Genomic DNA, 13,652 nt, shown 5'->3' on the forward strand with positions numbered 1-13,652 from the left:
ATTTACGGTTTAGGAATTCCATTAACACACAGTTTTCGAAGTATGAAAATAGCAAGTCATACGTAAAATAGTTAACTAAGTGGACATTCATCGCAGTAAACATCAGAATACTGAGAAACTCCATATGATTAATTGGCGATGCATCAGATATTTGTAGAGCATAGAAATAGCTATTCAAAAGAAAAACTCAAGCAATTATGGCTGGCTCTATATAAAAAAAGTACCCCAAACTTTTTTCTATCTTGGAGTTGGATAGGAAATTGGCTAAATAGCCTCGATGGTGAGTACATTGTTTGTGAGGCAAGAATTAATGATGAAACTGTTGGCTTAGGGATACTAGTTCAAAAGTCAATTACCCGAAATATTTTCGTTAAATCTAAACAACTTCACTTACATCGAACCGGTAATGAAAAGCTTGATCAAACTTGGATTGAGTACAATGATTTTTTGCTTGCTCAAGGCACTGAGAAGGCGGTAAGAAAGTCGATGGTAGACCATTTAGTTCAAAGCGATGAGTGGGATGAAATTATCATTGGCGCATCTCAAAAAGCAGCCTTAACACCTTTTCATATGGCTAATTTAAATGAACAATTGGTATGGCACAGTCACAGCTACCAAGTTGATTTAACTCACTTGCGGGAGACTAAGAAAGAGTATTTAGCTACCCTATCCAAAAATACTCGATATCAAATCAATCGAAGCATCAGGTCATACGAAAAGTTAGGTGAAATTCAACTAAGTACTGCATCATCATCGCAAGAAGCCCTTTCATGGCTTGCAGAAGCAGCTCCGTTTCACATCAATCGTTGGCGAAACACAACTGTAGGAAGTGGATTTACTAACCCGGTATTCGTTAAGTTCCATCAAGATTTAATTTCCAAAAACTTTGACAGAGGTTTCGTTGACCTAATAAAAGTCAGTGCCGGTAAGCATGTTATATGTTACCTATACAACTTTATTCAAGACAATGATGTAAAGTTTTATTTGTCTGCAAATAACTACGACGAAAACGATGCAACCTATAAACCGGGTTTAGTGTCTCATTACTTAGCCATCAAACACTACCTAAACAAGGGGTTTGATGTATACGATTTCATGGCTGGAGAAAGTCAGTACAAACGCTCACTTTCTTCAATGTCATCACCTATTTATTTATCAATATTCAGCAAGCCAAAACTGCGGTTTACACTCGAAAACAAACTGCGTAACTTAAAGGATAAATATAAAAAGCGGTCAGCACTCTCAAGCCAAGCAAACGCAATAAAGGTGATTCTGACTGGAGGACAAGAAAACGCGTCAAAAGACGGACCTCAATACAATAATGCAAAAATTCTGCACTGTGAGATTTCACCTGAAGGTGCTCTTAGCATATTAAATAGCGTCGACTATTCGCCCACAACGAGTTTGCAATCAAAAAACACCAATATCATCTACAAATCAGGCTCTATAAACAAAGCAATACTCTCAGTTGTTACCGAAACTGAAGTACACAAATACTCACTGCCTGACTTTACCTTAATCAAGAACTATTCATTACCCTGCTTCAACGATTTACATCACGTATTTACTCACAACGAAAAAGATTACGTGGTTAACACCGGCCTAGATTCTGTTATTGAAGTAATTGACGAAAAAGATACCAAGCACTTCTCTACTTTGAAAAGTAGCGAGCTTAGCAAGTATCAACCCAACAAAGACTATCGCCAAATTGAAAGCACTAAACCACACCTAACCCATCCTAACTTTGGCTTTGTATTAAATAACAAACTTTGGGTGACGCGCTGCGATACTATGGACGCAATTTGCCTTGAGGACGACTCACTTCGCATCGATATTGGTCAGAATTTAGTGCACGACGGCATGGTTTATAAAAACAATATTTACTTTACCAATGTGGATGGTCAAGTTCAGGTTTTTGATACAGAAACCCGAAAACTAAAACTAACCAGTGACCTGAATCATTTCATTCCGGATCTAGAGGGATGGTGTAGAGGCGTTTTACCCGTTTCTGCAAATTTGGTCTTGGTTGGATTTTCGAAAAACAGAGCCTCAAAAAAATTAAACGCAACTGCCCATTCTTATGGAAAAATAATTTTAATTGATATTTTGAAACACCAAAAAGTGTGGGAAGTGAACACCAGCGCTCTTGGCTTAGACGCCATATTCAGCATACTACCTGGAGACCAATCATGAATAAAAAAGTATTGGTACTCGGTGAAGATACACGCAGTTTTTTGAGCGTTATTCGATCATTAGGTAAAGCAGGATATCAAGTAGATGTAGTTTGCTACGACAGGCAATCGCCGTCCTTAAAATCTGTTTACATTAGCAATGCTTATTTTCTAAATTATCAGTCCTACACACAAAGCGAATGGCTCGAAGCGCTAATAGAACTCGTTAAAATTGAAAAGTACGACGCCCTCTTCCCTTGCGATGAAAGAGCGATATTTCCGCTATTTGAAAATAAAGACAAGTTTCCGCCCTCTTGTGTACTGGCGATCCCTAACCAAGAAGTTATCGAGCACCTGTTCGATAAAAGTACCACCAAACAAATAGCGATTAAATGTGGTGTGCCCGTTGCACGCGGCGAAATCATTACACTTAAAGATAAAAGCCTAGATTACCTACAAACGCATTTCGGCCAAAAGTTTGTGATAAAACCAACTTTATCCTTTAAGTCTGAACAACTTTCAAAGCGTCAAAAAGTGGAAATAGTTGATACTCAAGAGCAACTTTCACAATACACAAAATACATAGATGCCGAAGACCAATTTCTGATTGAAGAGTACTTTACTGGCATTGGCGAAGGTGTAAGCCTGCTAGCAATGAATGGACAAGTACAACATTTGTTCGCACACGCCAGAGTGAATGAACCTAGAGCTGGCGGTGGGAGCTCTTACCGTAAAGCGATTCCTGTTGATGCTGGCATGGCCGAGTCTTGCATTAAACTTTGCGAGGCGACCAAGTTCAATGGTGTTGGCATGTTTGAATTCAAAAAGAATCAAACAACTGGCGACTGGATTTTAATTGAGGTTAACGCGCGCTTCTGGGGTTCACTCCCATTAGCGATTCATGCTGGCATCGACTTTCCTGCCGACTATGCAAAAGCCCTCTTTGGTGAGTTAACACCGCATAAATTACCTAATCAACAGTATAATTTAAAAGCGTACGCACGAAGCTTAAGTAATGACTTATATGATACAAAAGCCGAATTTGAATATGATTTGCAGCATGGTGATGTTTTAAAAGGCGTTTATCGTTTATTCAAAAGAGGTATTGGTTACGGCCGACTATTAAGCAACGAAACCATTGATAGTTATGATGCAAAAGACAAAGCGCCGTTTAAAGAAGAAGTGAAGCAGTTTTATCGAAACACATTAGGCGGCAAAATACGCAAAGTATTATCCAAGCCCACACACACAACATCCGAAATGAATAGATTAATGGCGATGCTTTATGTTGCGCCTAGTGTGTCGATAAAATTCGTGTGTTACGGCAATATCATGCGCAGCCCCATGGCGCATAAAACGCTGCAAACACTTTGCAATCAAGTGGACTTAGATTGGCAAATTGATTCCTTTGGCTTTCATCAAAACGAAAACAGACAAAGCCCGGTTGAATGCATCAAAGGTGCAAAAAATATCGGTATCGACCTAGACACTCATCGCTCACAATGGCTAAAACAGTCTGCAGTTAATCCGGACGATGACATTATTTTTATTTTCGATGAGCGCAATAGCGACTTGTTGAGCAGTTTTTATGATTGTAAAAATGTATTTAATCTTGCACACTTTGTACCCAGTGGCTTAGGCCAACACCAAGAAATAGCCGATCCATACGGAAATGGCGATGAAGCCGTTAAATATTGCTACCTACTTGTTGTTGAAGCAGTTAAAAATATTTTTGAACAGTATCTGAAAGTGAATTCAAAGTGAAAAAAGTAAACGTTATCGGCCCAGCACTAACTTATTGCATAAATTAGTAGAAAGGCCGGATTGCGCGAGCTTTTTAAAGGGATAATCCCGTTAACAAAGCACAACGAATTTGTAAACTCTAAGCAACTAGCGATATAAATTTCGTTACATCACATCAACGTCACACTGGTGAGGACATTGGAATATTAGAAAAAAGACAGACGCTTTATCTCAATAAGCAAAAAGAAAACCCCAATAGATGGTCGGGAAATTCAAAAAACTGGCAGCCGAAAGGCAATGGCCTGCTCAATCCAGATATAAATGAAGTAGTTATTTAACTAATGAGGCGACATCTAGTTTGACAAACAACGGGTGCTAGCGCCAAATATTTCGATAAATAACAAAAAGATCATGGATGTATCATGCGTATAGAATCATTAACATTTTTCAGGTTTATTGCTGGATCAATTGTGGTTATATACCACTTTGGTAAAGATGCAACAGGGTTTAAGGGAATCTTGATAGCAGGGCCGGAAATGGAGGCTGTAAGAGCCTGTAACATATTCTGTGTAACTGCCATTAGTTAATATGTTTCTCGAGGCGGTTACCGAACTCGATAATAAAACGAACCATCGCCTGACGCCAGTTATGAATTGGCATCGACCACTTTTTCGATGCCTCGGTGATGGCCAAGTACACCATCTTCTTAGCTGAATCGTCACTTGGGAATATCTTCCGTTTCTTGATGGCCTTGCGAATAACGCTGTTGAGAGACTCAATGGCGTTAGTGGTGTAAATGGCTTTACGGATATCCGCAGGGTAGTTAAATATCGTGTTTAAGTTCTGCCAATGCGCGTTCCACGACTTACTGATTTGCGGATATTGTTCATTCCAGGTATCACCAAAGCGCTCGAGTTCAAGCAAGGCTTCTTCCTCAGTGTTGGAGCGATAAACACGTTTTAAATCAGCCGTGACGGCCTTGTAGTCTTTCCACGACACATACTTCAATGAATTACGCACCATGTGAACGACACACAGCTGAACGTTGGTTTCAGGGAATACGGCGTTAATTGCATCAGGGAAGCCTTTGAGGCCATCAACACAGGCAATAAGGATATCTTCCACGCCTCGATGCTGCAGCTCCGTTAGCACGTTTAACCAGAACTTAGCGCCTTCGTTCTCAGCAATCCACATGCCCATTAATTCTTTTTGACCATCCGCGTTTATGCCTAATGCAAGGAAGATAGATTTGTTAATAACGCGTTTATCTTGCCTGATTTTAACTACAATACAGTCAAGGTAAACAATCGGATAGATAGGGTCTAGCGGGCGCGATTGCCATTCAATGACTTGGTCAATAACAGCGTTGGTGACTCTCGATATGAGGGTTGGCGATATCTCAGCACCATACCATTCGTCGAAGGCTTGAACGATTTCACGCGTGCTCATGCCTTGAGCGTAAAGCCACAATATCTTCTCGTCCATGGAGGTGAATCGGGACTGGTGTTTCTTGACTAATTTAGGCTCGAACGTGCCATCACTGTCGCGAGGAGTCTCAAGCTCGAACTCACCATCTTCCGTCTTGATGCGTTTGCTGGTTTTGCCGTTGCGGTTATTCTTTATGAGTGACTTAGCGTGTTTCTCATAGCCTAGATGCTCTTCCATCTCAGCATTCAACGCCGCTTCAACGGTAATTTTCTTAAGCATGAGACTGAATTCATTCAAGTCTTGCGGTGTTTTAATGCCTTTGGCTGCTTCCTTTGCGAAAGCTTCAAGTTCTTTTTTGTTCATCTGCATCTGCCTATCCTTAAACTCTCAATAGAGTAATTTATGATAAGCAGTTACACAAAATTAGTTACAGCCTCGGCTGTAACTTTTTTTTCGTTCTTTCTGGCTTCGTCATGTCAATATCACATTTTGAACGTAATATTAAAATATCTTCGTATCTATGGGCGAGGGTATCACGAATAGTGCCTATCTACATGGTTGCTATTATATTGATAATTAGTATAGATTTATACGAGGGTAAATCTATCTGATGGTCAGCATTATTGCTTAATGTAACTTTTCTGCAATCTTGGTTCTCACCATATCCCCTTTCAATAAACTATCCAGGATGGTCATTATCAGTAGAAGCATTTTTTTATTTAATATTTCCATTTGTTTTATTATATATCAAGAAGAAAAAATGGTCTGTCAAATCTACTGTTTCAATTTCTCTAGCATGTTGGTTAATAACACAAGTGGTCTTAACCAATGCTTTATCAAATGGAAGTTATAATGGTTCTGGAACACTTTTACATGATTTAATTTTCTACTTCCCAATTTCTCATTTATGCAGCTTTTTGATAGGGATATCTGGAGGGGTTTGGTTACTTAAAAACAAGGATTGCAATGTGAATTATAATTATTCCCCTCAACTATTGGCAATCGTTTCAGCGCTGTCAATTATATTCATACTGGATAACAAGGGGCAATTGATAAACCTCATTGGATTTAAAGTTGCATTTGGATCAAGCTTTTTGGCTCCATAATTTTTGAGCTTTATTATTTCTTTGTCTCTTTGTTGTTCAAAAGTAATAAATTTATTAAGCTTAAAGACTTTAGTACTGCTTGGTGAAGCTAGTTTTTCGCTATATATTCTTCAAGTACCAGTATATAGAATGCATAAGTTCCTCTTCTCAAGCTTCTTTTCTATTTCCCCTTTGGTGTATTTTTTAACATATTTAATGTCTTTGATATTAATTTCGATTTTAGCTTTTTTATATTTTGAAAAACCAGCTAATAAATTTGTAAGATACACCGTACCCAAATTAATCGAAAAATATATTGGTTGGCGTAATGCAAGAACAAGCAGATAATTTTTTATATTACCTTATTAAGTATTTATTATTGATTGATTAAGTATCTAAACTTTCCCCTAAACGTTTTTCGGGTAAGATGATGGCTGTGCTCGTGCTAACTTATTCTATGGGAAGTATCATTGCAGAAATATTTGCGGGTAAATTCGACCCGTTACTACTATCAATGAAAACCGGAAAGTGGGAAAAGTTGGCGGGAAAAGCGCTGAGCTAAGAATAAAATCAAGTAACAAAAATGACGATTATTGATTAGTAATCGCCTTTTTTGTTACTTGAGCAATTTACTGTAAGTGAACGTCTATTTTAATAGAGGCTTCCACCACACTTCATTATTTAAATACCACTGAATCGTTTTATCAATACCCGATTCAAAAGTTTCTGTTGGTGCATAGCCCAGTTCATGATTCGACTTTGAAGGGTCAATGGCATAACGCCTATCATGCCCAGGTCTATCGGTTACAAAGGAAATCAGGCTTTCTGCAGTACCGTTAATGGCATGTTTAGCTAATGGGAAACGGCTATGCAACGAGCTATCAGCGCTAAACACCTTATTTAATTGCTTACAAAGTAACTTCACGATATCGATATTAGCCCACTCGTTATTACCACCAATGTTATAATTTTCTCCTATTCTACCCGACTCAAGCACTAAATCTATGCCTTTGGCATGATCCGCAACATACAACCAATCTCTAATTTGCATGCCATCGCCATACACCGGTAGCGCTTTGTCATGCAAAATATTGGTTAAAATAAGCGGGATCAATTTTTCCGGAAAATGGAAAGGACCATAATTGTTTGAGCAATTACTGGTAGTCACGTTCAAGCCATAGGTATGATGATATGCTCTGACTAAGTGGTCACTTGCCGCTTTACTCGCGGAATAAGGTGAGTTAGGCGCATAGGGCGTATCTTCATGAAAAGCAGGATCGTTGGCTTCAAGGGTACCGTAAACTTCATCAGTACTGACATGATGAAAGCGGTGATTTTCTAGCTTATCACCGTCCAACCACACTTTTTTCGCCGCTTTGAGCAAAGAATAAGTACCAATAATATTAGTTTCAATAAATTCATCTGGCCCAGTAATAGAACGGTCTACATGTGACTCAGCAGCAAAATGCACGATGGTACAAATTTGATGTTCTTCAAGTAAGCTTTCGATTAAGGCTTGGTCGCAAATATTGCCTTTTACAAAAACGTAGTTATCCGTATCTTTAACTTTATTTAAACTTTCAATGTTGCCTGCATAAGTCAGTGCATCAATAACCACCACTAAATCGCTAGGATACTTTTCTTTCCAATAATGCACAAAGTTTGAGCCGATGAATCCTGCACCGCCTGTAACAAGTAGTTTTCTCAATTTACATTCGTCCTATGTTGAGTTTTCTGAATAGTTAACAACACTGAGGCTAAAGCCTCCTGCCAATATGGCAAGGTTAGCGTCGGCAATCCAGTCTTTAATGATTGCTTTGATAATACGCTATATAAGGGTCTTTTCGCCGGTGTTGGGTATTCGTTGGTGCTGATTGGCTTGATGGGTATTTGCTTTGAAATCAAGCCCTGTTGATACGCTATGCGCTGAATTGCTTTAGCAAAATCATACCAACTGGCCACGCCTTCATCGGTAACATGATGCACCCCGCGCAACTGCTCTTGTGATGCAAGAATGCAAGCACGAGCCAAGGTATCGGCAGAAGTAGGCGTCCCTATTTGGTCGCAAATGATGCCTAATTGTTCTTTTTCTTCCATAAATTTCAGCATGGAAGCCACGAAATTACCGCCAAACTCAGAATACACCCAGCTTGTTCGTAAAATGCAGCTTTTTTCATGTTTGCTAGAGAGAATGGCTTTTTCACCCAACATTTTGGTTTCGCCGTAAATATTTACAGGTTCGTAGTCGTCATCCGGTAAGTAAGCCGAGCCTTTATCTCCCTTAAATACATAGTCGGTTGATATATGCACGAAGTGAATATCATTTTTTTCGCAGTACTGATTTAAACGCGCCACCGCATGCTGATTAATGCTCAATGCTTGCTCTCGCTCACTCTCGGCTTTATCTACCGCGGTGTACGCTGATGCATTAATAATCGCACTGGGTTTGATTTCATCTAACACCGCAAAGGCGCTATCAGAAGTAATATCAATATCGCTTCGGCCAAGCGCGATGGCTTGTTTATCACCTAAAATCTCAATACATTTTTTGGCTAACTGACCGTTTTTTCCGATAATAACAATCACAGCTATAAGTCCAAAGTTGGTGCTTTTTCAAATGCTAAGCCGTCGATATCTTTAGCAGAAAGCGAGGTTTCAACCCCATCCACAAAAGGCCATTGAATATTCAACGTTGCATCATCATGTTTGATGGATATTTCAGATTGAGGATGATAATAATCGGTGCACTTGTAGTTAAAGTCGGCAAACTCTGTCATCACATAGAAGCCATGCGCAAAACCAGCTGGAACCCAAAGCTGGCGCTTATTATCAGCCGACAATTCAACGCTCACCCATTTCCCATACGTTGCTGAGTTCTTGCGCACATCGACTGCTACATCAAAAACTGCGCCATCGGTCACGCGCACTAATTTACCTTGGGTTCAATAATTTTTACATCAGGTATTGCCGTCGAAATTAATTTCATGTTTTATTTAATCTTCTCGTCTGCTATTCGAACTAGGTATTCACCATAGCCACTTTTAATCAGCGGCTGTGCCACTTCAATCAACTGCGCTCGGCTAATAAAGCCTTTTCTAAACGCAATTTCTTCAGGACAGCATATTTTCAAACCTTGGCGTTTTTCAATCGCCGAGATGAAATTAGACGCATCAAGTAAACTATCAATAGTACCCGTATCGAGCCATGCAGAGCCGCGGCCCATAAGCTGCACATTAAGATTGCCCGCTTCTAGGTATAAATTATTTAAGTCGGTAATTTCTAGTTCGCCACGCGGGCTTGGTTTAACTTGTTTAGCAAGCTCGACCACTTTATTATCGTAGAAATATAAACCGGTAACGGCGTAGTTAGATTTCGGCTTTTTCGGCTTTTCTTCAATAGACAGGGCCTTCCAATCGTCATTAAAGTCAACCACACCATAACGTTGAGGATCCGTAACGTGATAACCGAATACAATAGCACCACTGGTCTGCGCCGCAGATTCTACTAAAGATTTTTGCAGATCATGCCCGTAAAACAGGTTATCCCCTAAAATCAAGGTGACACTATCATTACCAATGAACTCTTCCCCAAGCAGGAAGGCTTGTGCCAAACCATCAGGAGATGGCTGGGTAATGTATTCTAACTTAATGCCCCACTTCGAGCCGTCACCTAATAAGTCGATAAAACGTTGCGACTCTTCTGGCGTAGTAATAATAAGAATTTCTGAAATACCTGCCACCATTAACGTAGACAAGGGATAGTAGATCATCGGCTTATCATAAATTGGCATCAACTGCTTACTGACTACTTGTGTCAAGGGATGTAATCTGGACCCAGTGCCACCCGCAAGAATAATTCCCTTTCTGGCCATGTGTCGTCTCGTTTTAGTGGTAAATTTAGTTTGCATTGTAGCGGAAATCGCACCGCCTGAAAACTGACAATTAAATTCAGCAAATAGAGCCAATTATCTTAATTCTCGATGAACCCAACAGTGAGTTATTGAGGGATTTTTATGGTTGTAAAAATGTGTTTAATCTTGCACACTTTGTTTCAATTGGTTTAGGACAAAAAGACAAGATTGCAGATCCATACTGAAATGGCGGTGAAGCTGTTAAATATTGTTATCTTCTCGTTGTTAAAGCCGTTAAAAATATTTTTGAACAGTATCTGAAAGTGAATTCAAAGTGAAAAAAGTAAAGCTGTCTATTGTTATCCATACTGAAGAAGAGTTTGATTGGGCCGGCGGCTTTAATCGACACAACACTTCGGTTACCCACGGTAAAGAACTTACCGAAATGTGTGTGGATATGCTGAAATTAGGCTGCTGCATTACTTTTGCCATGGACTGGTCGTTCGTGACCTCAGAGCAAGGCCAAAACGTTATTCGCTTTATGCAAGAGAACTACACAGAACAAGTTGAGTTTGCTGCCCATTTGCATCCGTGGGTAAATCCTCCGTTTGATGAGCAGTACTCGGATACTGATAATATAGATGAGAAGCTATCCTACCCTGGGAATTTGCCTGCCGAATTAGAAAAAGCAAAGCTAGCCATGTTGACGGACAAAATTGCTGAGTTGACTGGACGAAGCCCGACGACTTATTTAGCAGGGCGTTATGGTGTGGGTGAGAACACTTATAAAATATTGAGTGAGTTGGGTTATAAGGTTGATGTGAGTATTAGTCCTTTTGCTGATTTTAGGCATCAGGATGGGCCTGATTTTTCGAATAAAAATAATGCAAGCTTCACGCAAAATGGCATTAAATGTATTCCCCACTCCTCTGGTTACATTAGTCATATCGGCGTCTTAGCTGACTGGCTCAATAGAGACACAGCTAACCTGCATAACTTAAATAATAACGTTGTTGGCAAGGTGATACTTAAGTTACTTGGTGTGGAGCGTGTGAGGCTTTCTCCTGAAGGTTTTGATGAAGCGCAAATGAAGAAGCTGGTTGCTTCACTTACCAGAACTGGGGTTGAGCATTTGATTTATTCTTTTCATTCTTCGACTAGTAAGTTGGGTGGGTCGCCTTATGTTGAAACGAAAGAAAGCGTGCAGCAAATGTATAAGAATAATAGCGATATACTAACCACTATTACTTCTGTTACTACCCCATCTTTGTTCGCTGATCTATTATGAAGCTTCAAAGTTAATCCCAAAAGTGAAGTGTCAATCATCTGGAGATATAATGCCTATATCGAATAAACTATTAACGCAACCTTTAGAAACAGACATGCGCCTTTCAGAAAAATACAGAGTAGTAATTTAAAATATGACGCCTCTAGCCCAAACACCGTTTTTAAGTTTAGTTGTTCCGACTAGGAACAGACCTCAGTTATTTAGAAGAGCAATTCTGTCTATCTTGAATCAGACGTTCACTAATATTGAAATAATTGCTGTGGTAGACGGTGCAACGAATGATGATTTACTTGAATATCAAAAGTTAGAGAAAAAATTTAGAACAGCCTTAACATTTATTTTCCTTCCACACAGAGAAAATGGGCATGGTCCAAGCTTTGCGCGAAACACCGGGATAAATGTCTCGAAAGGCCTATATATTGGCTTTTTGGATGACGATGACGAATGGACATGCAATGAACATCTAGCAAGGTTTTATAAATCTTATGAGAAATCTAATGCAAAGCTTGATATATATTTCTCTAACCAACGAGCATTAAAAACGAACGGTGACGAAGTTAACGGCCCAGTATGGATTGAGGACGTAATAAAAAAACAAATAGCCTAGAGCAAATAATAGATGATGTATTCATCGTAAAGTTAACAACATTACTAACCAGCAATGGTTTTTCACATCTTAATTGCACAATAATAAAAAAGGAGCTTGTTTCTAAAATCGAGGGGTTTAACGAGTCTTTGCGCTACGAAGAAGATAAAAACTTTTATTTAAGGGCTATTGATCAAGCAAGGTATATACTTTTTCACTCTAAGTTTATAGGTACGCACTACGTTCCAGATTCTAAAAGCGCATCTACCAATTTAGAAAATATTCGTAAACTTGAATGCCAAATATGCGGTGTGACAAACCTTCTAAATAAGCTAGACCATTTAGCTTTGCGCAAAAAATGTCAACTCCACTTGTCTACTTTTTATAAGCAGCTAACCGAAACAAAGAAAGCTAGCGGTGATTATCATAGTGCTTTGTTATTTAGCCGTTTAGCCCTCGCATCAAAATTTTCATTAAAATGGTTTCTGTATAGCTGCTTTTTGCGCTTTAAATACGGTTGGGGAAAATAGAGAAGTATTATCCCTAGGGCTAATAGAATTGATCTGCTTTCATTTAACTTATTCGCTTTAATTCAATTACTTTTTAAATGCTGTTTGGTTGTAGTTGAACAAACATCGGGGGTTCGATCAAGATATATCACTTTACAATAGTTATTGAGATAATCGAACTTTCCCCTCCAATCATCGCCCATAACGAATATATCAGCATAATACTTCTTTATATCATCAACTTTTTGCTCCCAATTTACCTCGGGTACAACTAAATCAACATATCTACATGCTTCCAAAATTATTTTTCTTTGCTCATAAGGATAATAAGATTGTTTGTTTTTAATTTTATTAAATTCATCGCTAGAGAGGACAACTACTAAGTAATCTCCATATGATCTGGCTCTCTTTAACAGATTAATATGCCCATAATGAAGAACATCGAACGTTCCGTAAGTAATAACTCTTTTCATTTTGTACCTATAAAAAACTTTTCAAAATAATTTACAATTTCTTTCGCAACATAAGGGTGATTAATCATAATCTCTTGCTGTGCAAACTTCTCTCTGTCTTTTTGTTTTGGGTCGTTTTCGCCTAATATTATTTTTTCTATAAAATTAATAATTTCTTTTTGATTGTAAGCTAAATAACAGTGACTTAGACATTGCTTACCTAATTCAACAAATTTAGTATCTATGTCACAGGGGGACTTAAGTAAATAACATTGTGGTTTGAGAGTATAAAAATATTCTACAAGATAAGAACCACAATCCTGAATTATTCCGTCAGATACTGCAAACTCTTCAAAGTAATCTCCACCATCACTAAAAATCATATTATTCTTATTTTTTATACTTGCTACGTAAGAGTCAACCTTAGATCTTCCCCAGAATTCTTCATCTGCTAACTGAAGAAATAACGATGGATGAGGACGAAATATAAAATCAATTTGCGGATACCTGTCTGGTAAGCTTTGAAATAAATCAGCATAT

At 38.7% G+C, this 13,652-nt stretch carries 10 protein-coding genes and 2 pseudogenes; 5 read left to right on the forward strand and 7 right to left on the reverse strand.

The features are described 5' to 3' along the window. Window positions 1-138: 138 nt before the first annotated feature. Together GNIT_RS17710 and GNIT_RS12045 are read left to right on the forward strand one after the other, a co-directional pair. Window positions 139-2,193, forward strand: coding sequence for a GNAT family N-acetyltransferase (locus GNIT_RS17710; protein ID WP_014109499.1), 2,055 nt, complete (start codon window positions 139-141; stop codon window positions 2,191-2,193). Next, complete coding sequence (locus GNIT_RS12045) at window positions 2,190-3,935, forward strand: arsenate reductase/protein-tyrosine-phosphatase family protein (protein ID WP_014109500.1); 1,746 nt, start codon at window positions 2,190-2,192, stop codon at window positions 3,933-3,935. The genes GNIT_RS17710 and GNIT_RS12045 overlap by 4 nt, the downstream gene beginning before the upstream one ends. Window positions 3,936-4,493: 558 nt before the next feature. Here the strand turns inward: GNIT_RS12045 and GNIT_RS12050 are convergent. After that, window positions 4,494-5,705 (reverse strand): IS256 family transposase, encoded by a 1,212-nt coding sequence (locus GNIT_RS12050; RefSeq protein ID WP_148261715.1) that lies wholly within the window; start codon window positions 5,703-5,705, stop codon window positions 4,494-4,496. A gap of 1,113 nt (window positions 5,706-6,818) precedes the next feature. Here GNIT_RS12050 and GNIT_RS18580 point away from each other — a divergent pair. Further along, window positions 6,819-6,989, forward strand: a pseudogene (locus tag GNIT_RS18580) (MFS transporter); the annotation flags it as partial. A gap of 84 nt (window positions 6,990-7,073) precedes the next feature. On the opposite strand, the gene rfbB reads toward GNIT_RS18580, so the two are convergent. From rfbB to rfbA, 4 genes and pseudogenes are all read right to left on the reverse strand, one after another. Further along, window positions 7,074-8,135 carry a dTDP-glucose 4,6-dehydratase gene (gene rfbB / locus GNIT_RS12055; RefSeq protein WP_014109505.1) on the reverse strand — a complete coding sequence of 354 codons (1,062 nt, stop codon included), beginning with the start codon at window positions 8,133-8,135 and terminating at the stop codon, window positions 7,074-7,076. After that, window positions 8,132-9,013, reverse strand: coding sequence for a dTDP-4-dehydrorhamnose reductase (gene rfbD, locus GNIT_RS12060; RefSeq protein WP_014109506.1), 882 nt, complete (start codon window positions 9,011-9,013; stop codon window positions 8,132-8,134). Before rfbD ends, rfbB begins: the two co-directional genes overlap by 4 nt. Before the next feature lie 2 nt (window positions 9,014-9,015). Further along, a pseudogene (locus tag GNIT_RS12065) lies at window positions 9,016-9,369 on the reverse strand (dTDP-4-dehydrorhamnose 3,5-epimerase family protein); the annotation flags it as partial. Between the two features lie 47 nt (window positions 9,370-9,416). Then, window positions 9,417-10,298 carry a glucose-1-phosphate thymidylyltransferase RfbA gene (gene rfbA, locus GNIT_RS12070; protein WP_014109508.1) on the reverse strand — a complete coding sequence of 294 codons (882 nt, stop codon included), beginning with the start codon at window positions 10,296-10,298 and terminating at the stop codon, window positions 9,417-9,419. A 313-nt stretch (window positions 10,299-10,611) separates the two neighbouring features. Here rfbA and GNIT_RS12075 point away from each other — a divergent pair, with 313 nt between their 5' ends. Together GNIT_RS12075 and GNIT_RS12080 are read left to right on the forward strand one after the other, a co-directional pair. Next, window positions 10,612-11,565, forward strand: a complete 954-nt coding sequence (locus GNIT_RS12075) for a polysaccharide deacetylase family protein (protein ID WP_014109509.1) — start codon at window positions 10,612-10,614, stop codon at window positions 11,563-11,565. A gap of 133 nt (window positions 11,566-11,698) precedes the next feature. Next, window positions 11,699-12,172: a glycosyltransferase family 2 protein gene (locus GNIT_RS12080; RefSeq protein ID WP_041246414.1), complete on the forward strand. Its 474-nt coding sequence runs from the start codon at window positions 11,699-11,701 to the stop codon at window positions 12,170-12,172. Between the two features lie 571 nt (window positions 12,173-12,743). Here the strand turns inward: GNIT_RS12080 and tagD are convergent. Further along, window positions 12,744-13,133 carry a glycerol-3-phosphate cytidylyltransferase gene (tagD, locus tag GNIT_RS12090; RefSeq protein WP_041246416.1) on the reverse strand — a complete coding sequence of 130 codons (390 nt, stop codon included), beginning with the start codon at window positions 13,131-13,133 and terminating at the stop codon, window positions 12,744-12,746. Further along, entirely contained in the window at window positions 13,130-13,495 is a 366-nt protein-coding gene (locus GNIT_RS12095) for a CDP-glycerol--poly(glycerophosphate) glycerophosphotransferase (protein ID WP_014109513.1), read from the reverse strand. The genes tagD and GNIT_RS12095 overlap by 4 nt, the downstream gene beginning before the upstream one ends. Window positions 13,496-13,652: the final 157 nt, after the last annotated feature.

Origin of the sequence: Glaciecola nitratireducens FR1064, from assembly GCF_000226565.1 — a bacterium.
In the GTDB taxonomy this organism is placed as follows: domain Bacteria; phylum Pseudomonadota; class Gammaproteobacteria; order Enterobacterales; family Alteromonadaceae; genus Glaciecola; species Glaciecola nitratireducens.